Genomic DNA, 23,766 nt, shown 5'->3' on the forward strand with positions numbered 1-23,766 from the left:
GTTAATTAATCTTCTATCATTGAAACTCTTCTTAAATGTCTTCCACCTTGAAATTCTGTATTTAAAAAAGTATCAACTATTTCTAAAGCAAGAACATCTCCAACCATTCTAGCTCCAAAAGCTAAAACATTAGCATTATTATGTTCTCTTGTAAGTCTAGCCATTGTAGTATTCATACAAAGTCCAGCTCTAACACCTTTTACTTTGTTTGCTGCTATTGAAATTCCTATCCCTGTTCCGCAAATAACTATTCCAAATTTTGCTTTTTGGTCAACAACTGCTTCTCCTACAGCCTTACCATAAACAGGATAATCAACTGAATCAGTAGAATTACATCCTAAATCTAAAACTTCATATCCTTTTTTTTCTAAATGTTCTTTCACTTGTTCTTTTAATTGGTAACCACCATGGTCACAACCTAATGCTATTTTCATTTTTCTCTCCTCAGTATTTATATTTTTTAATTTTTATTAAAAACCTTCAAATAATGGCTCCCCAGCCTCTACTTCTTTTTCTGTAGCTTCTCTAACACCTTTTACTTCTACTTCAAATCTAACTTCTTTTCCTGCAAAAGGATGATTTCCATCAGCTATAATTTTATCTTCTAAAATTTCTTTAATTATAAATGATTGTTCTCCACCATCTTCTAAATCAGCTATAAAATCAAGTCCTACATAAAGATCTTCAAATTCTATAAATTGATCTCTATCCATTTCAACTACCATTTCTTCATCTCTTTGCCCATATCCTTCTTCTGGTGTTAATATTATTTTGTCTTTAAATCCCGCTTCTTGACCTTCTAAAGCCTCTTCTACTTTTAAAACAAAGTTTCCAAAACCTTGAATGAAAAAATAAGGTCCCACTTCCTTAGTATCTTCTAATAATTCATTACTCTTGTTATCATAAACTTTAAATTCTAAAGTTACTACTCTTCCTTCTTCTATTTTCACAATATCACCTCACTAATTAATATTCTATAGTTTAAGAGTACCATATATTTATTTAAATTTCATCCTTTATTTTATCCCCATCTCTATTTCTATAAGTTTTCTATTATCTATTGAGGTTAATTTTTCTAACAATAAAAAAGCTAATTCTATAGCAGTTTTAGGATTTGAAGAAGTTATTATATTTCCATCTTCAACTATCTCCTTGTAAATTCCTTTTGCTCCATAAGTTTCTAATTGATTAAAATATCTTTTATTTTCTCTTAAATAGGTTGTCGCCTTTTTCTCTCTTAGTATTCCTATTTTTCCTAAAGCAATAGCTCCTGTACATACCCCTACTATTATTTTTTCTGACTGAAAAAAATCGTAGATAAGTTTTTTTATGCTTTCTTTTAAAAAATCATCAAAATATCTAAACTTTCCAAATCCACCAGGTATTATAATTGCACAATAATCTTCCACATTTATTTTTTCTATATTTAAATTTATATCTGAAACCAATCTTAATTTATTAAAAGATATTCTTGTTAAATTTTTCTCACTAAAAGAGGCTGTAACAACTTCTATCTTTTCATATTTTTTAGAAATTATATTACTCCAACCAAAAACATCTATGAAAGGAGCGATTTCTAAAATTTCACTTCCATTTGAAATTAATAGCAATATCTTTTTCATATTATTATTCCCCTTTTGAGACACTATTTTCATTTTAATGAAAAAAATAAAAAAATTATTGACTTAATTCAAAAAGTCAAATACAATATCTTGTTTGATTATATCATATATTTAAAATTAAACGACAATTTTTTTAATTTGTTGTATAATATAAAGAAAATATTAAGGAGGTTTGAATGGCTAAATTAGACCAAAATTTAACACCATTATTCACAGTTTTAAAAGATGTTTATGCAAAAAAAAATGTAACTCCCTTTCATGTTCCTGGACACAAACAAGGAAATGGAATGGATGAAGAATTTCTTGAATTTATAGGGAGAAATCCTTTAAAAATAGATGTTACTATTTTTAAAATGGTTGATGGACTTCATCATCCTACAAGTCACATAAAAAAAGCTCAAGAATTAGCTGCAGATGCTTATGGAGTAAACCAAAGTTTTTTTGCTGTTAATGGTACTTCTGGAGCCATTCAGGCTATGATTCTTTCTGTTGTAAAATCAGGAGAAAAAATATTAGTTCCTAGAAATGTTCATAAATCAGTTTCAGCTGGAATTATCCTATCTGGAGCTATTCCTATTTATATGAACCCTGAAATTGACAATAATTTAGGGATTGCTCATGGAGTAAAACCTCATACAGTTGAAAAAATGTTAGAACAACATCCTGATGTAAAAGCAGTTTTAATCATAAATCCTACTTATTATGGAGTTGCTACTGATATTAAAAAAATTGCTGATATTGTTCACAGCTTCGATCTTCCTTTAATTGTGGATGAAGCTCACGGACCTCATCTTCATTTTCATGAAGATTTACCTATCTCGGCTGTTGATGCTGGAGCAGATATTTGCTGCCAAAGCACTCATAAAATAATTGGAGCTATGACTCAAATGTCCCTATTACATGTAAACTCTACAAGAGTTAACCCTAATAGAATTCAACAAATATTGAGTTTATTACATACAACTTCTCCTTCTTATCCTCTTATGGCATCACTTGATTGTGCTAGAAGACAAATTGCCACAAAGGGAAGAGAACTTATATCTAAAGCCATTGAGCTTGCTAACTTCACTAGATCTGAGCTTAATAAAATCCCTGGAGTTTATTCTTTTGGAGAAGAAATTGTTGGAAGAGAAGGAGTTTTTGCTTTTGATCCAACAAAATTAAGTATTTCAGTAAAAGAAATGGGAATAACTGGATTTGAATTAGAAAGAATCCTAATTGAAGAATATAATATTCAAATGGAACTTTCTGATTTCTATAATGTTCTTGGTCTTATAACTCTAGGAGATTCTAAAGAAAGTGTTACAAAATTAATAGATGCACTTAAAGATATTAGTGCTCGATTCTTTGATACTAAAGATGTTAAACCTATTAAATCAGTTAGAATTCCTTCAGTACCAGAACAAGTCTTAATACCAAGAGAAGCTTTCTATAGTGATACAAATGTTATTCCTTTTGATGAAAGTGAAGATAAAATTTGTGCAGAGATGATAATGGCTTATCCACCTGGAATTCCAATTATTACACCTGGAGAAAGAATTAGTAAAGAAATTATAGATTATGTTTATGAGCTAAAAGAAACTAAAACTCAACTTCAAGGAATGGACGATTCCGATTTAAATACTATTAAAATTATCGAAGAAGAAGATGCTATGTATATTTATACTGAAAAAATGAAAAATAAGTTGTTTGGAGTTCCTTTAAATTTAGGAGCTGACAAATCTGGTATAGAATTTGGTATTGATGTATTAGTTGAAACTTATCCTGATACTTTTGATGAAATTGAAATAATAGAAGTGAATAAACAAAGGGAAAACTTCAACACTCCTAATTTAAAATATAAAAATACAATTTTACATACATGTGAAAAGCTTGCAAAAGCAGTAGATGAAGCTATTGTAGATGGTTATAGACCTATTATCATAGGAGGAGACCATTCCATTTCTTTAGGAAGTATCTCTGGAGTTGCTAAAACTAATAAAAATTTAGGAGTAGTTTGGATTGATGCCCATGCAGATATGAACACTGATGAAACTACACTAACTGGTAATATTCATGGAATGCCTTTAGCTTTACTTCAAGGAGCTGGAGATCCAGATATGGTTGATTGCTTCTTCAAAGGAAGAAAAATTAATCCTAAAAATGTTGTTATAATTGGAGCTAGAGATATTGATGTTAGAGAATATGACGTTATAAAAGAACTTGGAGTTAAAGTTATTCATTATGATGATATTATAAGAAAAGGAATGGACAATGTCTTAGAAGAAATCAATGATTATTTAGATATTGAAGATATCCATATAAGTTTAGATATCGATTCTATCAATCCTAATTGTGCTCCTGGAGTAAGTACTCCTGTTAAAAATGGTTTAGATGAAGATGATGTTTACAAAACTTTTAAGTTTTTATTTAAAAATTATTTTATAACTTCTGTAGACATTGTTGAGTATAATCCAACATATGATAAGAATAACAAAACAGCACACCTTGTTAAAGATTTTACAGATTATATTCTAAACCCTATATATTAAAACAAATACAACTAGTTTAAAAACAGAACGTAAATCACTATAAAAAATAGTTATCTAGAGCTATAAGTTTTTCTTATAGCTCTATTATTTTTTACTATTTTACTTTTATTTTCTTTTCTGATAGAATTCAAATATATTAGATGGAAGAAAATTCCTAATTTCCCATCTAGTTTCCTTAACCTTATAGTTATAAATAAAAAAAAATGGAAAGTTGCCCCTTCCCATTTTTTTTTATTTTTAACTATTTTTATTAGAATATAAATTTTATTTATGATAAGATTATAATGATAATTAAAAATAATAGGAGGATTTATGATTAAATTAATTGTTTTAGATGTAGACGGAACACTTACCGATGGAAAATTGTATATTGATAACTTAGGAAATGAAATGAAGAGTTTTGATGTAAAAGATGGATTAGCCATTTCTCAAGCTATAAAACAAGGATTAAAAGTAGCTATCATAACTGGAAAAACATCTAATATTGTAGAAAAACGCTCTAAAGAATTAGGTATAACTGATATTATTCAAGGAAGTAGAGATAAAGTAAAAGATTTAAATGAAATTTTAAAAAAATATAATTTTTCTTTTAAAGAAACTGCATACATGGGAGATGATTTAATTGATTTAAAAGTTATGAAACTCTGTGAACTTTCAGCCTGTCCTAAAGATGCTGTAAAAGAAATAATCGAAATATCTAACTTTATTTCTAAAAAAAATGGAGGCAATGGAGCCGTAAGAGAATTTTTAGAGTTTTTATTAAAAAAACAAAATCTTTGGAATGATATAATTAATAATTTTTCTTCAACAGAACAATAATAAGGAGGCTCAATTAATGTTTGAATTTATAAAAAATATTTATTTATTTATTTATTTTTTCACCTTTACCTATCCTTTTAATATTATTACTTATTGGTATTTTTAATATCTATAACAAAAAAAATAAAAGTGGATTTCTGTTAATTTTATTAAGTTTAGGTATATATTGCTGCTCTTGTAATTTCTTTATTAGCCCTATTATGCATAGTTTAGAAAATAATTTCTCAAAACTATCTGAAAAAAATATTAAAGATTCTGAAATTTATATTTTACTTGGGGGAGGTATTTTTACCAATACTGAAATAGGATCTACTCCCACAACATATGCTTATCCTCGAATTCTTAAAACTATAGAACTTTATAATGAAAATCCTAAACCAATTTATATTTTTGGAGGAATTTCTTTAAATAATAAAAAAAGTGAAAGTTCTATTTATAAAGATATTCTTATTAATTCTGGTATTGATAAAGAAAATATTTTCATAGAAGAAAAAAGTAAAACTACTGCTGAAAATTCTAAATATATAAAAGAAATTATGCATTCTAAAAATATAAAATCTGGTACTTTAATAACTTCAGCTTATCATATGCCTAGATCAATGGCTATTTTCAAAGATAAATCTCTTATTTTTTATCCTGCTAATGCTGGATACTTAGGAAGTTTATCTAATCAAAAAATACTTAATTATATTCCTGATTTTAAAAATTTATCTTATTTAAATATTATTTCACATGAATATATTGGAAGAATTTATTACTATATCAGATATTAATATCATAATAAGGAGTTCATATGCTACAAATAATTAGCAAAATATTTCCAATAATAACTTTGTTTACTATTGGAATTTTAATTCGGAAAAAAAATTATTTAACTATTACAGGAATGACCGATTTAAAGAAATTAGTTGTTAATATTTCTTTACCCGCTGTTCTTTTCAAAGCTTTTTTTACAATGAAATTTGATTTAAAATTTTTAAAACTATCTTTAATAATAATATGTTTATTAGTTTTTATGTACAGTCTAGGAGTTTTAATCTATAAATTAAAATTTACCTCTTCTGAAATGTCCCCTTTCTTCAGCAGTGGTTTTGCATTTGGTCTTATTGGGATTCCATTATTTTCTATCATGTACGGAGAAGAAAATTTAGGGCTTTTTTCTATTATTGGTTTAGGACACGAATTCTTTATTTGGTTTATATACTATTCTTTAGTTAATATGAAATTATATAAGCATAAATTTTCTATTTCTTATTGTAAAGGGTTTTTTAAATCTCCTCTAATAATTTCTATTGGACTTGGACTTTTCTTTAACCAATTAGGATTTAACAAATTAATAGAAACTAATTATTTTATAAATGGCATCTTTTCAGCTATAAACTATATAGGCTCTTTAGCAACACCTCTTATTTTAATTAGTATCGGATATTCTTCTAAAATTTCTTTAAAAAATTCTAAAGAAACTTTAAGATTAATTCTTTCTCGTTTTACTTGTATTATTATTTCTGGAATTATTTTTAAAATTTTTGTAATTGATAATTTTTTTGAACCAACTTGGTTATTAAATGTTTCTTATACTACCTTATTCATTTTACCTCCAGTGTATTCTTTAACTGTTTTTCTAGGAGTAGCTGGAAATGACAAAGAAGAGGAATTAATTAGCAATGCAACTATTTTATATACTCTTTTAAGTATAGTCTTATTCATATTAACTGCTTTTTATTTCAAAATATAAAAAAGAAGATTAATTAATCTTCTTTTTTTAATTTATTTATTAATTCTATATCTGCAGGAGCCCAAACTAAAGAATTCAAATTTTTCTTATTTAACCAAATATGAGAATCATGTTCTAATAACTTAAAATGTTTAGAAATTAATTTACATCTTATTCCAATTAAGTTAATAACTCCTCTTTCATATTTATGAAATACATTGCCAACTATTTCATAAGGTTCTATTTCTGCCTCTAACTCTTCTTTTATTTCTCTTTTAATTGCTTCATAAGCTGTTTCTCCTTCTTCTACCTTCCCTCCAGGAAATTCCCAGTAGTTTCCTAGTATCTTTTTGGTAGGCCTTAGAGTACATAAAATTTGACCTTCTTCATTTTCTATTATAGCTCCAACTACTTTTATTATTTTTTCCATAATCATCTCTCCATTAATATTTTTTTATTTTTATTTTATAACACTTTATTTCCTTTATCAAATAAAATATATTTTATTTGATAAAAAAAATTATTTTATAGTATAATATTATATTGATTAAAAACTAGGAGGACTTTTTATGCTAAAAAATATTGCTAAAAAATATTATCACGAACAAAATTATAACTGTGCTGAATCTATTTTACTTGCTGTCAATGAATATTATCATCTAAATCTTAAAAAAGATGATTATGAATTTTTAACTGCTTTTGGAGGAGGTCTTGGATGTGAAAGAATCTGTGGAGCTTTAACTGGAGGAATAGCTGCACTAGGAAAGCTTTTTAAAGTTGATAAAGAAACTATGCATACTTTGTCTGCTGAACTTATAAATGATTTTGAAATTCATTTAAATACCAGTATTTGTTTAGAATTAAAAGAAAAATATAGAACAGAAAAATTCCATTGTTTAAAAACTGTTGAACTTGCAGCAGATGTTTTTGAAAACTTTGTTTCAAAAAATAAAAATTTTCTTAGTATTAGATAAAAAAAAGCCTTCTTTTAAAGAAGGCTTTTATATTATCCCACCGTACACAAAAATTCCTATTATTCCTGAAAGAATTATTACTGTTATTGGGCTTTTTTTAAATTTTTTAAGTATTATATAACAGAATAAAAATATCCAAATAGCTATAATATTTATATCTTTTAAAGCTCCTATTCTCTTGGTTCCCCAGAATGCAACTGTTATTATAGCCGCTCCTGCTGTTCCTATCAAAGCAACAACTACTGGTCTTAAAGTTTCTAAAATCTTCTTTACACTCTCTAAATTTTTATATTTATAATAAAAGTGAGCCAATGTTATTACTATAATACAAGAAGGAGTTACACATCCTGCTGTAGCAACTACTGCTCCTGGAATTCCTCCTAATTTTGTTCCTACAAATGTCGATGCATTAATTGCAATTGGACCTGGAGTCATAGAAGCTATAGTTATTAAATCTGTAAATTGATTCATGGTAATCCAATGATTTTGATTTACTAAAATCTGTTCTATTAAGGGTAAAGCTGCGTAACCTCCACCTATACTAAATAAACCTATTTGAACAAAACTTAAAAATATTTTAATATACATCATTTCCTTATCACCCCAATTATCATTGCAATTATTATTATCAATGCTACATTTACTCTAAAATAATAAGCTGCTAAAAATGCAATTATCATTAAAATTATCATAAATATTTTTTTGCTTTTTAAAATAGTTAGAGTCATAGTAGATACCACATCAAAAATTACTACAGCAACCCCTGCTTGCATTCCTTTTAAAATTGCATTAACTACTTTATTATCTCTAAAAGCAGAATAAAACATAGAAACTATTGTTATTATTATTAGTGGTGGTAATACAGTTCCTGAAATAGTAACAAATGCTCCTCTTAACCCTGCTACTCTATATCCTATTAAAATTGAAGTATTTACTGCTATTGCCCCTGGTGAAGATTGTCCAATAGCAATTAAATCTAGCATTTCCTTTTCTTCTACCCATCCTAAATCATCTACAAACTTTTTTTTCATTAAAGGAACTATTACATAACCTCCTCCAAATGTAAAAGCGCTTAAATAAAAAGTTGATAAAAACAATTTAAAGTATAAATGTTTATTTTTAGTCATTAATATTCTCCTATAATTGTTATATAATAACTATTATACCTTAATTAGATATATTTACAAAATAAAAAAGAAAGTTATAATCTATAACTTTCTTTTTATATTAATTTTTTTTTAAAAATTTACCTTCATAATCTTTTAAACTATCTATTGCTTGAGAAGATAAAGGTAAAATAGCCATAATATTAAATACTGTCATTAAGGCAACTCCTAAATCTCCTAAATTCCAAACCCAAGTATACTGAGCTATTCCCCCGAAAAATAACATTACAATCATAAATACTCTATAAATATTTTGTGATTTCCAGTTATCTCCAAACAAAAAAGCTATATTTCCTCTAGCATAAAATGTTAATCCTAAAAATGTACTAAAACTAAATAAAAATAAAATTATAGCTATAAATACAACTCCTATTTCTCCTATATGATATCTCATGGCTTCTTGCAATAAATCCATACCCATAAGCCCTTGCATTTTTTCACTAGGAACTAATAAAATTATGAATGCTGAACAACTACAAATAAACAAAGTGTCTATAAAAACTCCTAACGATTGTATTAAACCTTGTTTAGCTGGATGATCAATGTCAGCTGCTGCTGCTGCACAAGGAGCTGATCCTGATCCTGCTTCATTAGAAAATAATCCTCTTTTAACTCCGTTCATTAAAACTGCTCCAAATCCTCCTGCAACTACTTGCTTAAATCCCAAAGCTTGGCTAACTATCTCTTTGAACATATTTGGAATGAATGCTATATTCTTCAATAAAATAAAAATTGTTATTAATAAATATAATCCTGCCATAATAGGAACTATTTTATCTAAAATATTAACTACAGCTTCTTTTTTAAATATAACAATTGTAGATAACATAACTAATAACATAGTTGTGTACAAAGGAGAAATCCCAAATGCATTATCAAATGATTGAGAAACTGAATTTGCAACTATTTGGCTTATCCCTCCCCAACAAATTAAAGCTGATACTGCAAACAAAACTGCTATTATTTTAAAACCTGAAGCCTTTCTAAATATTTCTCCACTATTTGTAAATAATTTATTTTCTTCATTTATTTCTGTTTTATTGATGTCATTTTTTTCTAACTTTGTAGTTAATGTCATTCTCTTTATATAGTAAGCTGGTCCTCCTCTAAAGCCACCATATAATGGGTCTTTTTCTTTATATATTTGTGCTAATGTTGACTCTATAAAAGCTGTTGCTGAACCAAGTAAAGCTACTATCCACATCCAAAATACTGCTCCTGCTCCACCAAAAGTTATTGCTGCTGCAACTCCTGCTAAATTTCCCATTCCTACTCTTGTGGCTGTAGCAACGATTAAAGCTTGAAGACCTGAAATACTTTTAGAATCTTTTGTCTTTTTAGGTTCTGTTACAACTTTTAACATTTGAGGAAATAATCTAAATGGTAAAAATCTAGTTTTTAAAGTAAAATATATTCCAGATGGTAATAACAATAAAACTATTACACTCAACCCTATTTTTACATCTCCTAGAGTTAAAACTACCATATCTCCCCATAAAAATTTATTCAAAGCATCTATTATATTAATAAACACCTTTGCTACTATATTTTCTCCCATTAAGCTTCCACCTTTTCAATTTTTTTTAAACATTTTTAATTTTTAATTTTTAATGTTTTTTTTATATATAAAGAAAGTATACACTAGAGCCCCTCACAAAGTCAAGGAAGATGTTTAACTTTTTTTGTTTAATTTTTTTTGTAATCTTTCAAAGTAGTGAGGTGAATCTCCTTTTTGAAAATAACCCACCTCTTCTCCCATTTCTTTTAAATTTTTTTCAAGTGAATATTTAACTTCTTTTGAATTGTCTTTAACTCCTGGCTTTCCGTCATATAAATTATAATTCTTTCTAGCTTCTATTTTTGTTGTATTTGGCATTATTACATTGGCCCCTGCTTTTATACCTTTTTCTCTCCCTTTTTCATCTAAAACTTGTAACGCTGTTGTTGCAGCAATGTTTATATCCTTAAGAAAAATTCTACAAATTGCTATCATTTTTAAAGATAACTCCAATCTTCTTTCTTCAGAAATAATATCATTTTTAAACTCTTTACCCATAGGGGTATCCTCATGTAATATATATGGTCCCATTCCTATCATATCTAAATCTATTTCTTTAAAAAATAAAATATCATTTACTAAATCTTCTGGAGTTTGACCTGGAATTCCAATCATAACACCACTTCCTACTTGATATCCTGCTTTTTTTAAATCCTTTAAAGCTTTTAATCTTTTTTCATAAGAATGTAAGTTGTCATCATAATGTATCTTTTTAAATAATTCTTTATTTGTTGTTTCTATTCTTAAAAGATATCTACTTGCTCCTGCATTAAACCATTTTTTATAAGTTTCATAATTTTGCTCCCCTAAAGAAAGAGTTATCCCCATATCTAGTTCAGAAAGATTCTGAATTCTTTTAATTATATCTTCTATAAAATTAATATGCTCTTTATCTATTCTTTCTCCAGCTTGAATGGCCATAGAAGCATAACCATTTTTATAAATTAATTTAGCCGATTCAATAATATCTTCCTTAGTTAAGGAAAATCTTTCAACTTTTTTATTATCTTTTCTTATTCCACAATACTTACAATTTTTTATACAAATATTACTGCATTCAATTAGACCTCGATAGAAAACTTTATTCCCTCTATGCTTTAACTTTATTTCGTAAGCTTTCTTAAAAAGTTTATCTAAATCTTCCCTATTATCTATCAACATCAATTTTAATAAATCTTCTTTTTCTAATTGATTCTTATTTAATATATCTTCTATCATTTTTCCCTCCTTAAACTAAAACTATAATAGTTACATCATAACATTTTTTAATCTTTTTATAAATTTATTTGAAAAAAAAATATCTATATGTTAAACTCTATACATATAGGGGTATACCCTAACAAAAATGGAGGTTGATTTATGAATTTAGAATTAAATATAAACAATTTAAATTGCGCTCATTGCGGTCATAAAATTGAAACTGCTATCGCAAAGTTACCTGATGTTGAAAAATGTTATTTAAATTTCTATATAAAAAAAATAACATTAACAGTTGATAAAAATGTAAACATAAAAGATTTACTGAAAGAAATTAATTTGATAGCAAATAAAATAGAATATGGTGTTAGTTTTACCTCTAATAATTCTGAAGAAACTAATTGTAATTATCCTGAAGAATGTAAGTGCTCTGACACGCATAATAAAGGCTCTAATTTTAAAAATTATTCTTATGACAAGCATAAAATTAATAATTTAATCTTAGTAATAGCTACAATAAGTTTAGTTTTATCTTTATTTTTCCCTTTTAGTGTATATAAAAAATTAATTTTAATTATTATATACTTTTTAGTTGGATATGACATACTATGGAAATCTATTCTAAATTTAAAAAATAAAAATTTTTTAGACGAAAATTTCTTAATGTCTCTAGCTACTATTGGAGCTATTTCTATAGGAGAGTATACTGAAGCTATTGGTGTTATGATTTTTTATAAGATTGGAGAATATTTTCAAGAAAAAGCAGTAGGAAATTCTAAGAAATCTATAGAATCTCTTTTAAAACTAAAAAATATCACTGCAAATTTAAAAGACATATCAGGAGAAACTAAAAAAGTTAGACCTGAAGCACTAAAAAAAGATGATATTATAATTGTTAAAGTTGGAGAAAGTATTCCTGTAGATGGAATAATTATTAAAGGTAGTTCTAGTCTTAATAGTGCTGCATTAACTGGAGAATCCTTACCTATTTCTGTCCAGATAGGAACAGAAGTTTTAAGCGGAAATATTAATCTTGAAGAAATTCTAGAAATTAAGGTTTTAAGAGAATATAAAAATTCTGCAATTAGTAAAATTATTAAAATGGTTGAAGAATCTAATTCTAAAAAATCTGAAATTGATAAATTTATAACTAAATTTGCTAAATATTATACACCTATTGTAGTTTCTTCAGCAGTTTTTATTGCTTTAATAATCCCATTATTTCTAGGAGATTTTCAACTTTGGTTTAAAAAAGCTTTGATTTTTCTAGTTATATCTTGCCCTTGTGCACTTGTGTTATCTGTCCCTTTAACTTTTTTTAGTAGTATTGGTCTATGTTCTAAAAGAGGGATTTTAGTAAAAGGTGCTAATTATTTAGAAAGATTAAACAAAATTGATTCTATTATTTTTGATAAAACTGGAACTCTTACTAAAGGAACTTTTAAAATAGATGAGATTATCCATATAAATTCTTCTAAAAATGAAGTTTTAGAAATTGCTAAAGCTGGAGAAATTTACTCTAATCATCCTCTAGCTAAATCAATACTTAATTATAATACTTTTAAAATAAATGAAAACAATATAAATAATTACAAAGAAATTTCTGGAAAAGGAATCTCTTGCACCTATAAAAACGATTCTATTCTAGTTGGAAATAAAAAATTAATGGATACTTTTAATATAAATTATAATCATATAAATTTATTGGAAAATAACTCTAATGTTTTTATTGCTAAAAATAATAATTTAATTGGAATAATTAAATTTTCAGATGAAATAAAAGAAGATGCTACAAAAACAATTAATTTTTTAAAAGATATCGATATTTCTTCATATCTTTTAACTGGAGATAATAAAAATATTGGAGAAAAAGTTGGTTCTAAAATAGGCTTTAAGAAAGAAAATATTTTTACCAATCTTTTACCTGAAAATAAAGTTTCTATTTTAACAAAAATAAAAGATAAAAGTAAGGGTACTATTTTTGTTGGTGATGGTATAAATGATGCTCCTTCTTTAAATTTAGCTGATATTGGTATTGCTATGGGAGGAATTGGAAGTGATATTGCTGTAGAATCTGCTGATATTGTATTAATTAACGATGAGCCTTCTAAAATTATTGAGTTATTAAAGATAGTTAAAATAAATAAAAAAATCGTTATTCAAAATATTACATTTTCTTTAGGAGTCAAATTTATTGTAATGCTTCTTGGGATTATGGGGTTAGCCAACATATGGATGGCAATATTTGCTGATGTTGGAGTTTCACTAATTGCAGTTTTAAATGCTTCTAGAATATTAAAGATAAAAAAGTTATAATTTATGATATAATACATATATTAGTTCAGAATATATATAAATTCCTGCCTAATGCAGGAATTTTTTTTAGGAGGTTATAATTTTGATTTATTTTTTATATGGAGATATTCCCTTACAACTTAAATATGAAGTTTTAATTAATAAATTACGGAAAGAACATCATAATTTCCCAGAGAAAATTTTTGATGCATCTCAAGATGATATGGAATTTATTTTCCAAGCGTTATCATCTAATAATATGTTTATACCTCTGGAACTTATTGTTATTAAAAATTTAGATAAAATTAAAAATCTATCTAAATTTTTTAAAGGATTAAAAGAATTTAATTATTCTAAAAAGATTGTAATTTTAATGTATAATGAATTTTTTAATGATTTTGGCACAGTTCAAAATGAGGTCTCTAAAACAATTTTAAAGTCTGCTGAAAAAATTTGTAAATTAGTTTCTGCTAGAAAAGCTGATGAAAAAAAATCACTCTTATTCTATATCAAAGAAAAACTTAATTGTTCTGATTATGATGCTGAAAAATTTTTAGAAATGATTGGAGAAGACTTTATTAAATTAAAAAATGAAATCAATAAAGTCAATAATTTTTTCAATAGAAATCCTTTTAATTTAGAAAAAGCTATTCCTATTTTATCAATAAATAAAGAATTTAATTTAAATCTATTATGCCAAGAATTAATATATAAAAAGAAACATAAAAATTTAATTTTAAATTTAAAAAGCACAAAAAATTATATGCTTTTTTTGAATATAATTTCAGAAGAAATAACAATCTTAATGAAATTAAAAAATTTAGAAGAACGAGGAATTATTAGCTCTAATATAAATTTTAATTTATTTAAAAATAAAATTTATCCTACAATAAAAGAAATATTTAAAAATAAAAATCGTTATATGCATCCTTATCCTTTATTTCTTAAATTTCAATATTTAAAACTTTTTGAATTTAATTTTTTAGAAAAAAAATTAAATGAATGTTTAGAAGCTGAATTTAATTTTAAATCTGGCTTAACAGAAGGCTTCTCTTCTATTGAATTATTTATAATAAATTTTAATAACTAAATAAAAGGACGGTAATTTATGAAAAAAATGTTAATCAGTTTATTCTTAACAGCATCTTTAACATGTTTAGCTAATGGTGAAGGAGGATTTGTAAAATCTGATTTAAAAGAAAATATGACTAAAAATGATAAAGCTTCAGTACTTGTTGTTCATTTCGGTACAACTTTTGATGATACTAGAGCTAAAACTATTGATGCTCTTAACAGTGATATAAAAAATAATTTTAAAGATTTTAAAGTGGAGGAAGCTTATACATCTAGAATCATTATGAGAAGACTCAAAACTAGAGGAATTAAAAAAGATAATCCTGCAGAAGCTCTTGATAAACTTATCAGTGAAGGATACACTCATTTAATTGTTCAATCTAGTAATATTATTCCTGGAATTGAATTTAAAACTCTTGAAAAACAAGTTGAAATGTATAAAGATAAATTTAAAGAAATTAGAATTGGGCATCCTCTTCTTTCAAAATCAGAAAATTATAAAAAAGTTTTAACAATATTAAGAAATGATATTGGAGAATTAGATAAAAATGAAGCAGTTGTTTTAGTTGGACACGGAACACATGATTCTGCTAACTCTACTTATGCTTGTGTAGATTATGTTGCAAAAGATCTTGAACTTCCTTTCTATGTAGGAACTATTGAAGGTTACCCTACTATTGAAAATGTTATCAAAAATTTAAAGAAAGATCATGTAAAAAAAGTTATTCTTACTCCATTTATGTTTGTTGCAGGAGATCATGCTAATAATGATATTGCTGTGGATTGGAAAGAAACTCTTGAAAGAAATGGTTTTATTGTAGAAAATAGAATTAAAGGACTAGGAGAAGTTAAAGAAATTAGAAATTTAATGATTGAAAATGCTAAATTTATGACAACACATAAAGAAGAAGATATGATTTCCAAAAAACTTTTCTACAGTAAACAAAAAGATAATTAATTTATTTATTTTAAAACTAAAAAAGATTGTATTAAAAAAATACAATCTTTTTTTAATAATTTTTCAAAGCTTCTAAAAAATCTTGTTTCATTTCCTCTCTTAAATCCAAAGGTTCTAATATAATAGCTTCTTTTAGAAATTGTCTAAAATATAACTTTGCATTTTCATTAGAAGACTCAAATAAATATACATCATTTTTTTTACTTACTAATCTTGGCCTATAATTTGTTAACCCTTTTAATAATTTTTTTCCTTCATTAGAAAGCCTAACTTTTACAAAATTTCCATTTCCTAAAAAAGGATCAAACTTTTTTCTAACACTTTCTATATATTTTTTATTTTTTCCCTTTATTTTTTCTTCTAAAATTGAAATAACTTCTAAATCTTTCAATTTATAATTATGATAGGTTTTATCATCATCTACAAAACAAAATAGAAAATTTTCATCTCCTTGTTCTTCTCTTTTCAAAAAATAAGGCTCCACTGTTTCTATTTTATTATTATATTTTATTTTTATTTTTTTCTTATTTCTTATTGCTTCTAATATTATTTTAACTTTATCTTCAAAAACAAAAAGTTCCCTAATATATTTGAATTTAGAACAATATCTTTCAAATAATTCTCTAAAAAATTCAGCTTCTATTTCAACGTTATTTTCTTTCAAAATATCATAATAAATTCTTTTATTTGAAACATTTAAATCGAATTGAACAATCTTTTTTAAAGGTCTCCCTTGAGTTTCTAACTCTTTTTCTATATCTATTTCTTTTTTATATTTTAATTTATCTAAAATATAATTACATAACTTATTATTATTTATTCCAAATTCTTCAATATCATTTTTCATCATACGCCAAATATCTTCTGGAACTGTAACTCTTATCTTTTTCATTTTGACCACCTTTTAAAAAAATAATATATTATTTCCTTTATTATAACATAATTTATATTTTTTAGTGTATAATATATTTATTATAATCACTTTTAAAAAAGGAGCTAGTTATGAAATTTGTAAAATTTATTCCTAAAAATTCACAAAAAGAAACTTTAGGTATTTTATCTAAATGTGAAAAATTTATTATTGAATTGAAATCTATTAATTCCTGTTTTAATTTTAATTCAACTTTAGAATTAATTGAAAATATTACTGAAGATAATATATCTCTTTTAAATAATATTAATATTTTAAATAATTTAGAAAATTATAATATCTTTTCAATTAAAAATGTAAATCTTCTATCTCCATTCAAACAAACAAAACATGATATTATTTGTGCTGGCTTTAATTATATGGATCACTTAAAAGAAATAAAAAAAGACATATCTCATAACAAAAAAAATACAATATATTTTTCTAAAAGAGCTACTTATATACTTGGTCCTAATGATAAAATTATATCTCATTCTGATATTAATGACTCATTAGACTATGAAGTAGAACTAGCTGTAATTATTGGAAAAAAAGGATATCAAATCAAAGAAAATGAAGTAGAAAATTATATTTTTGGGTACACTATTTTAAATGATATTTCTTCTAGAAATCTTCAAGGAAAATACAGACAATGGTATCTTGGTAAAAGCTTAGATTCATTTACTAGTTTAGGGCCATTTATTATTCATAAATCTTCTTTACCTCTGCCTTTTGAAATTAATATTTCTAGTTATTTAAACGGAGAACTTCGGCAAAAATCAAATACTAAAAATATGATCACACCTATAAATAAAATGATTGTAGAACTTTCTCAAGGAATCACTCTTGAACCTGGAGATATTATAGCAACAGGAACATGCTCTGGGGTTGGAGTAGGATTTACTCCTCCAAAATATATGCACTCTGGTGATAAAATTGAATGCATTATTGAAAAAATTGGTAATCTCACAAATTTTGTTAAATAAAAAAATGGAACTTTACAGTTCCATTTTTATTTTTAATTATTGTTTTATTTTTTAGAAGTTTTCTGCAAATGCTTGTAAAGAAGTTCTTGCTTGACCAAAGTCTACCATTTGTTGATCATAACCGAATTTTACATGTGGCATTTCTGCTTCATCTAAAGCTTTTCTTAATGATGGATATTCTATTTCTTCTGGATCGCAGAATTGCATCATTCCTATTATTACACCGTCAGCTCCTGCTTTTTTAGCTTGCTCTGCTATGTATAATGGTCTTGTAAATATTGTTGGGTCATATAAGATTGTATCATTATCTTGGTTTGCAAATTGCTCTGCTAATGCTCTTACTGGATCTTTTTCGTCCATTGATACATCTACTCTTATTGCTCTTGTTTCTTGAGCTACATCGTCACCAACTATTACTAATCCATATTCATCAAATAATTGTAATAATTTTGGATTATCCATTATTATTCCTGAAGTAAATACTTTTGCTCCTTTAGGTGATACTTCTTCCATTTTCTTTAATTCTTCATTTAATTCTTTTACTAATACTGTATGCTCATCTTTTAACATGAAGAACGCACTTTTTAATACAGCTGATCTTGAAACTGCTGAAATTACATCTGAATGCTTTCCTGCTAGTTCTATGAATTCTCTTCTTGCTGCTCTACTTTCATTGTATACTTTAAATGCATTATACATTTTTTCATCTGTTATTTCTTTTCCTGCTATTTCTTCTAATTGACCTTTTATTCTATTATATTCAGTCATTGTATATTTTATTCCGTATTCTGGTTTTCTGCTTTGTGGATGCGCTAAAAACATGAATGGTAATTGAGGTACTGCTACACGGAAATTTTGAGTAAATGGACGTAATGTATCACACATTGAACTTAAAATTACTCCTGATAATCCATCTAAAGTTCCATCTAATCCCATTTCTAATCCCATTTGTGCTATTGTACAATAGAATGATGGGAAATATTCTTTTGCTTTATTTGGTGTTCCATGTTTTCCCCATACTCCCATTGGTACCATATCTGCTGCATAAACTATTTCTTCTGGAACATAATATGGGAAACATCCTATTACTTTTTTACCTTGCTCTGTATATTTAGCTAATTGTTTTTTTGGATTATATGCAATTTCTTTTAATTCTTTTATTAACTCTTCTACTCTAGTCATTACTTGTTTCCTCCCTCTTTTGCAGCTTTGTTTGCTTGCATTACTTCAAATAATCCTTCTACACGAGTATTATATTGCTCTTCTGAGAAGTTTCTTGGATCCGCTTGGTCTCCATCAAATCCTGCAACTGCTACACCTAAATCTTTACGGAATCTTCTTTCCATTTCTGGCATATAACCACTCCATGGTTTACAACTTCTGTTATAGTGTACTAAGATACCATCAACATTGTTTTCTTTACAAATTGTTTCTCTCCACTCTACACCTTTTTCTATACAAACTGAGTTTGGAGCTTTACAATATGCTGCCATTAATTCGTCCATATTATTATATTCAAATCCAAATGCTGGAGCATAAACTACTGCTGTTGTGTTTATTCCTCTTTCTTTTAATGGCTTGAATAATTTTCCTAATTGTGGCCAACAAGGAATTCCTTCAAACATGATTCTATGATTTTCATCATATTTCCATGTTGATTTTCCTGTTTTTACATTTTCTTCTAATTCATCTGCTAATTGTTCAAAAGCTAATGCTGTTGCTTTTTTAGCACGAGCTGTAACTATATCTGCCATGTGATTGAATAAGTCGAATCCTGCAAATGGTGCTGGAGTATATTGTAAGTAACTACATACTTTTAACCATGCTTTTGCTGCTCTATTCGCATTAGAACAAGCTTCTTCAAATTTTTCCATATCCATTTTACGACCAGCTATTTTTTCTAGTTGTTTGATAGCATCGTCAAATTGTCCACGGATGTAATCTATTTTATTTTGATCTGGTTCTTTTGTATTTGCATAAGGAACGTCAATCATGATTAGTGGAATATTATGCATTCTTGCTAAGTTTTCATACCATTTTGTCATACAGTTACAAATATTATTACAACATAATACAAAATCTGGTTGTGGCATTGGTTTTTCTTCTGCTTCATGTCCTGCAGCGTAAGCTAGGTTTATTCTTGCATAAGCACAGATATCATTGTCAAATCCCATAGCTTCTGCATGTTCACACATTCTTTCTCCACCATGTTTTGCTCCAATTGCTGCTGCTTGGTTTTCAGGATAAACTAAGTTTAATCCTAATGCTTCTGTTATTTCAGAAGGGAATTTAGAAGATGACCATCCTACTGGTTCTCCTCTTTTTTTAGCATCCCATGCTGCTTGATAAACTTCTCTTTCAACTACTTCTCTAAGTACATATTTTGCAGCCTTTTTTTCTTCAGCTGGTTTATTTATTGCTTCACTCATTTTTTATTCACTCCTTCGTATTTTTTATATGCAAATAATGCTGCTCCAATTGCTCCTGCGTATTGTGTCAATGGAGATGTTTTTATTTCATGATTTAAAGCTTCTTCCATAGCTTTTACAACTCCACCATTTAACGCTACTCCACCTGTCATTACTAAATCATCTTCTATTCCGACTCTTTTAGCTAGTCCTCCAACTCTTCCTGCAACTGAACGATGAATACCCTTAATTATATCATTCTTATGAACCCCTTTTGCTAGTTGAGAAATAACTTCTGATTCTGCAAAAACAGTACAAGTTGAACTTATGCTTACATCTTCTGTAGATTGTGCTGACAATCCTTCTAGTTCACTAACTTTAACTTCTAAGATTTTTGCCATTACATCTAGAAATCTTCCTGTCCCTGCTGCACATTTGTCATTCATTACAAAATTACTTAGAACTCCATTTGGACCAACTTTTAATACCTTAGCATCTTGACCACCAATATCTATCACTGTTCTTACGTTTGGAAATAAATAATTAGCACCTTTTGCGTGACAACTTAGTTCACTCATTTGATGATCTGCCCATTCTAATAAAGAATTACGACCATACCCTGTTGCTAAAATAAAACTAATTTCCTCCCTAGAAAGTCCAGCTTCTTTTGTTACTTCTTCTATAACTCTTTTTGGACCACTAGTTCCTGCCCCCACATCAATAACTGCTTTACTAACGATTTCTTTCCCATCTTTTAGTATTACACTTTTTGATGCTGTAGAGCCTATATCAATTCCCATTGTATATATAGCGCTCATTACTACCTCCAATTCAAATTTTAAACATTATTATTTTCCATAACTTTATAGTTATATAAACTAATGTAAGATTATCTCTTTCCTCAAAAGAGAAAAGAGATAATCTCAACTATTATTATTTATAATTTCTAACTATTTTTTAAAAGTTTGAAATTCACGTATTGCTCTTGGTAATAGCATTTGATGGAATGCACATATTGATTTTGGATTTTGATAAGCTGCTTCAGCAAAAGCTTCAACATATCCACGAATAGATTTCATATCTATAATCTCATCTATCATTCCTGCTGCTGTACAAGATTGAGGTCTTGATTCAGCTGTAAATTTCTCTATTAATTTATTCATTTTATCTATTGTAGGTTGTAAATCTTTACCTGCTTTTTTGTCTTTTCCTAATCTTCTTGAGTACATTGCAGATGCTGCAGTTTCTCCGTTCATTACATATACTTCAGATGCTGCAGTTCCTACAGTAAATACATTTGTATTATTTCCTTGAGGTCCTCCAAGAACATAGTGAGCTGCTGCAGATGCTTTTCTTATAGTTACTTCAAATTGAGGCACTTTAGAATTTTCAATTGAATATATTAAAGATTGACCTAATCCTAATAATTCAGCTTTTTCAGCTTCATCTCCAACATCTATTCCTGTTGTATCTTGTAACCAAACTATTGGAAGACGATCTCTACCACATAAAGTTACAAATTCATTCATTTTTACAAGTCCTTGACGGTATAATTTACCTCCAATTCCTATTGCGTTTTCTTTGTATTCAGGATATTTCATAAGTAATCCTTGAGCATTAGCAACAACCCCTACTAATAATCCGTTTACTTTAGCTATACCAGTAACAACTTCTGGTCCATATCCTTTTTTATATTCAGAAAATTCACTATTATCAAATAAACGACCGATTACTTGATAAATATCGTAAGTTTTCTTTTGATTCATAGGAACTATAGTATATAAGTCTTCAGAATCAAATTGAGGCATTTTAGGGTCATCAACTCTAAAGAAATCTAAATTATATGCAGGTAACATTCCTAAATATTTTTTAATTCCTTCGATTACTCCTAATTCCTCTTGATATACTTCTCTCATGAATCCAGTTTCATTAAAATGAACTGAAACTGATCCTGGTGGTAATTGTTTTTTAGAATTGTTTACCATATCTGCCATTTGTTCAGCAGATTCCATGTCAACATATCCTTTTGGATTCATTCCACCTAATATTCCTGCTCCTCCAACTGCCATGTTAGCATTTCTATGAGCAATTAATACAGTAGGACTGATACTATGATATCCTCCACCTGCTGGATTTGTTCCATAGATTCCTACAATTACAGGAATTCCTAATTGTTGTAATTCAGCATTTCTAAAGAATGGAGTTCCTCCACCACGTCTATTTGGATAAACTTTATCTTGCTCATCAAACTTAACACCACTACAGTTTAAGATATAGATTAAAGGAATATTTAATAATTTAGCAGTATCAGAACCTCTTAATAAACTTTCTGCTTGACCTTTAATCCAAGCTCCAGCAAGTTTTTTGTTGTCAGATGCAACTATTACAGCCCATCTTCCATCAACTTTTCCTAGTCCTTTTACAATTCCTACTGTTCCATGTTTATTTCCTTCTGGATTAAATAAACTATTTAATGGACACCAAGTTCCTTTATCTACTAAAGCATTAATACGTTGTAATGCTGTCATTTGTCCTGCTTGATTTAAAGATTCAGTAGAACGTCCTGCATCTTGAGCTTCTTTTACAGCTGCAGCGATTTCTTCTTCAACTTTTTTTATAGCTTCTGTATTTTCTTGATTTGCTGCAGAAAGAGCTTTTCCTACTGTAGGCATATTTTGAAAATATCTTGGCATTGAATAATTTTTCATTATTTCCTCCTGAATTATTTATTTTACTTTATTTTAAAATTAATTATTTAGATTCTACAGGTACTTTTATGAAAGCTTGTCCTGGATCTATATCTTCTCTTATCATACGGATAACTTCTGGAGTTGGAGCTTCTAATTCAACAGCTTTTGATACATCTATATCAAATCCTGTATTTTCAATTACATCTTCTGGAGATGAAGTTGGATAGTATCCTGCTAAGTACATACGTTTAGTTTCTTCATCAAACTTAAGTATTCCTCTGTCTGTTACTACCATTACTGGTCCTCTATTTCCAGGAAGTCCTACTTTTTCACGACCTCCAGGTCCATCCATCCATCCTGGTGATGTTATATAATCTATTTTTTTCATAAATCTTCTTTTTTCATGTTGCATCATTATTATTGTATTTGAATAAGTTGCAATTCCATTAGCTCCACCTGAACCAGTGAATCTAGTTTTAGGATGATTATAATCTCCTATTGAAGTAGAGTTAACATTTCCATATGGATCTATTTGAGCTCCACCTATAAAAGCTATTAACCTATCAGAATCATGTAACCATTCATTTGCTTCAAATCCTATAAATCTTACATTTGGCCATTGCACTCCACAATGTGCCATTAATCTATTGTCCCCAACACTTCTAGGTACTTCGATTGGTGCACAATCCATAAGTCCACTTTCCACTATTAAATTACATTTTGGGGCAAATACTCTTTTAGCTAAAGATGCTCCTATTAAAGGAAGTCCAGTTCCTACTATAACGATTTGTCCATCTTTTATTTGTTTACCTATTGTAACTGCTTGCATTTCTTTATTTGTATAATTAGTATAATCTGCCATTT

At 27.3% G+C, this 23,766-nt stretch carries 23 protein-coding genes; 9 read left to right on the forward strand and 14 right to left on the reverse strand.

From position 1 onward, the window contains the following. Positions 1–5 precede the first annotated feature (5 nt). The 3 genes from rpiB to Q7K47_03820 form a co-directional block, all read right to left on the reverse strand. A complete protein-coding gene (rpiB, locus tag Q7K47_03810) occupies positions 6–434 on the reverse strand; it encodes a ribose 5-phosphate isomerase B (protein ID MDP0506336.1) in 429 nt (142 codons plus the stop codon). A gap of 36 nt (positions 435–470) precedes the next feature. Next, positions 471–950, reverse strand: coding sequence for a peptidylprolyl isomerase (locus Q7K47_03815; GenBank protein ID MDP0506337.1), 480 nt, complete (start codon positions 948–950; stop codon positions 471–473). A 66-nt stretch (positions 951–1,016) separates the two neighbouring features. Further along, complete coding sequence (locus tag Q7K47_03820; GenBank protein ID MDP0506338.1) at positions 1,017–1,622, reverse strand: DJ-1/PfpI family protein; 606 nt, start codon at positions 1,620–1,622, stop codon at positions 1,017–1,019. A gap of 176 nt (positions 1,623–1,798) precedes the next feature. On the opposite strand from Q7K47_03820, the gene Q7K47_03825 reads away from it, so the two are divergent. The 4 genes from Q7K47_03825 to Q7K47_03840 all read left to right on the forward strand — a co-directional run bounded on the left by Q7K47_03825 (position 1,799) and on the right by Q7K47_03840 (position 6,707). Further along, positions 1,799–4,153: an aminotransferase class I/II-fold pyridoxal phosphate-dependent enzyme gene (locus Q7K47_03825; GenBank protein ID MDP0506339.1), complete on the forward strand. Its 2,355-nt coding sequence runs from the start codon at positions 1,799–1,801 to the stop codon at positions 4,151–4,153. 312 nt (positions 4,154–4,465) lie between these two features. After that, positions 4,466–4,972 carry an HAD-IIIA family hydrolase gene (locus Q7K47_03830; GenBank protein ID MDP0506340.1) on the forward strand — a complete coding sequence of 169 codons (507 nt, stop codon included), beginning with the start codon at positions 4,466–4,468 and terminating at the stop codon, positions 4,970–4,972. A 200-nt stretch (positions 4,973–5,172) separates the two neighbouring features. Next, on the forward strand, positions 5,173–5,745 hold the full coding sequence (locus tag Q7K47_03835; GenBank protein ID MDP0506341.1) for a YdcF family protein: 573 nt from the start codon (positions 5,173–5,175) through the stop codon (positions 5,743–5,745). Positions 5,746–5,765: 20 nt separating this feature from the next. Further along, positions 5,766–6,707 carry a hypothetical protein gene (locus tag Q7K47_03840; GenBank protein ID MDP0506342.1) on the forward strand — a complete coding sequence of 314 codons (942 nt, stop codon included), beginning with the start codon at positions 5,766–5,768 and terminating at the stop codon, positions 6,705–6,707. A 13-nt stretch (positions 6,708–6,720) separates the two neighbouring features. On the opposite strand, the gene Q7K47_03845 is transcribed toward Q7K47_03840, so the two are convergent. After that, the gene (locus tag Q7K47_03845; GenBank protein MDP0506343.1) at positions 6,721–7,116 is read right to left on the reverse strand and encodes a (deoxy)nucleoside triphosphate pyrophosphohydrolase; all 396 of its coding nucleotides are present in this window, start codon (positions 7,114–7,116) and stop codon (positions 6,721–6,723) included. Between the two features lie 139 nt (positions 7,117–7,255). Here Q7K47_03845 and Q7K47_03850 point away from each other — a divergent pair, with 139 nt between their 5' ends. Further along, positions 7,256–7,660 (forward strand): C-GCAxxG-C-C family (seleno)protein, encoded by a 405-nt coding sequence (locus tag Q7K47_03850; GenBank protein ID MDP0506344.1) that lies wholly within the window; start codon positions 7,256–7,258, stop codon positions 7,658–7,660. Between the two features lie 27 nt (positions 7,661–7,687). Here Q7K47_03850 and Q7K47_03855 read toward each other — a convergent pair whose 3' ends face one another. The 4 genes from Q7K47_03855 to hydE all read right to left on the reverse strand — a co-directional run bounded on the left by Q7K47_03855 (position 7,688) and on the right by hydE (position 11,602). After that, positions 7,688–8,251, reverse strand: a complete 564-nt coding sequence (locus Q7K47_03855; protein MDP0506345.1) for a chromate transporter — start codon at positions 8,249–8,251, stop codon at positions 7,688–7,690. Continuing rightward, on the reverse strand, positions 8,248–8,787 hold the full coding sequence (locus Q7K47_03860; GenBank protein ID MDP0506346.1) for a chromate transporter: 540 nt from the start codon (positions 8,785–8,787) through the stop codon (positions 8,248–8,250). Before Q7K47_03860 ends, Q7K47_03855 begins: the two co-directional genes overlap by 4 nt. A gap of 100 nt (positions 8,788–8,887) precedes the next feature. Then, entirely contained in the window at positions 8,888–10,384 is a 1,497-nt protein-coding gene (locus Q7K47_03865; GenBank protein MDP0506347.1) for an alanine/glycine:cation symporter family protein, read from the reverse strand. Between the two features lie 114 nt (positions 10,385–10,498). Further along, positions 10,499–11,602: a [FeFe] hydrogenase H-cluster radical SAM maturase HydE gene (hydE, locus tag Q7K47_03870; protein ID MDP0506348.1), complete on the reverse strand. Its 1,104-nt coding sequence runs from the start codon at positions 11,600–11,602 to the stop codon at positions 10,499–10,501. A gap of 141 nt (positions 11,603–11,743) precedes the next feature. On the opposite strand from hydE, the gene Q7K47_03875 reads away from it, so the two are divergent. The 3 genes from Q7K47_03875 to Q7K47_03885 all read left to right on the forward strand — a co-directional run bounded on the left by Q7K47_03875 (position 11,744) and on the right by Q7K47_03885 (position 15,908). After that, positions 11,744–13,897: a heavy metal translocating P-type ATPase gene (locus Q7K47_03875; GenBank protein ID MDP0506349.1), complete on the forward strand. Its 2,154-nt coding sequence runs from the start codon at positions 11,744–11,746 to the stop codon at positions 13,895–13,897. Between the two features lie 82 nt (positions 13,898–13,979). Then, on the forward strand, positions 13,980–14,966 hold the full coding sequence (locus Q7K47_03880) for a hypothetical protein (protein ID MDP0506350.1): 987 nt from the start codon (positions 13,980–13,982) through the stop codon (positions 14,964–14,966). Between the two features lie 18 nt (positions 14,967–14,984). Continuing rightward, positions 14,985–15,908, forward strand: a complete 924-nt coding sequence (locus Q7K47_03885; GenBank protein MDP0506351.1) for a sirohydrochlorin cobaltochelatase — start codon at positions 14,985–14,987, stop codon at positions 15,906–15,908. Positions 15,909–15,960: 52 nt separating this feature from the next. Here the strand turns inward: Q7K47_03885 and Q7K47_03890 are convergent, their stop codons facing one another. After that, entirely contained in the window at positions 15,961–16,800 is an 840-nt protein-coding gene (locus tag Q7K47_03890) for a WYL domain-containing protein (protein ID MDP0506352.1), read from the reverse strand. A gap of 110 nt (positions 16,801–16,910) precedes the next feature. Here Q7K47_03890 and Q7K47_03895 point away from each other — a divergent pair, with 110 nt between their 5' ends. Further along, entirely contained in the window at positions 16,911–17,804 is an 894-nt protein-coding gene (locus Q7K47_03895) for a fumarylacetoacetate hydrolase family protein (protein ID MDP0506353.1), read from the forward strand. Positions 17,805–17,855: 51 nt separating this feature from the next. Here Q7K47_03895 and Q7K47_03900 read toward each other — a convergent pair whose 3' ends face one another. The 5 genes from Q7K47_03900 to gctB form a co-directional block, all read right to left on the reverse strand. Continuing rightward, positions 17,856–18,986 (reverse strand): 2-hydroxyacyl-CoA dehydratase, encoded by a 1,131-nt coding sequence (locus tag Q7K47_03900; GenBank protein MDP0506354.1) that lies wholly within the window; start codon positions 18,984–18,986, stop codon positions 17,856–17,858. Beyond that, complete coding sequence (locus Q7K47_03905; GenBank protein MDP0506355.1) at positions 18,986–20,233, reverse strand: 2-hydroxyacyl-CoA dehydratase; 1,248 nt, start codon at positions 20,231–20,233, stop codon at positions 18,986–18,988. Before Q7K47_03905 ends, Q7K47_03900 begins: the two co-directional genes overlap by 1 nt. Continuing rightward, positions 20,230–21,030: a (R)-2-hydroxyglutaryl-CoA dehydratase activase HgdC gene (gene hgdC / locus Q7K47_03910; GenBank protein MDP0506356.1), complete on the reverse strand. Its 801-nt coding sequence runs from the start codon at positions 21,028–21,030 to the stop codon at positions 20,230–20,232. Before hgdC ends, Q7K47_03905 begins: the two co-directional genes overlap by 4 nt. 132 nt (positions 21,031–21,162) lie before the next feature. Continuing rightward, entirely contained in the window at positions 21,163–22,920 is a 1,758-nt protein-coding gene (locus Q7K47_03915) for a carboxyl transferase domain-containing protein (protein ID MDP0506357.1), read from the reverse strand. Between the two features lie 43 nt (positions 22,921–22,963). Further along, on the reverse strand, positions 22,964–23,764 hold the full coding sequence (gene gctB / locus Q7K47_03920) for a glutaconate CoA-transferase subunit B (protein ID MDP0506358.1): 801 nt from the start codon (positions 23,762–23,764) through the stop codon (positions 22,964–22,966). Positions 23,765–23,766 lie beyond the last annotated feature (2 nt).

Source organism: Fusobacterium sp. JB019 (assembly GCA_030673965.1).
Lineage (GTDB): Bacteria > Fusobacteriota > Fusobacteriia > Fusobacteriales > Fusobacteriaceae > Fusobacterium_B.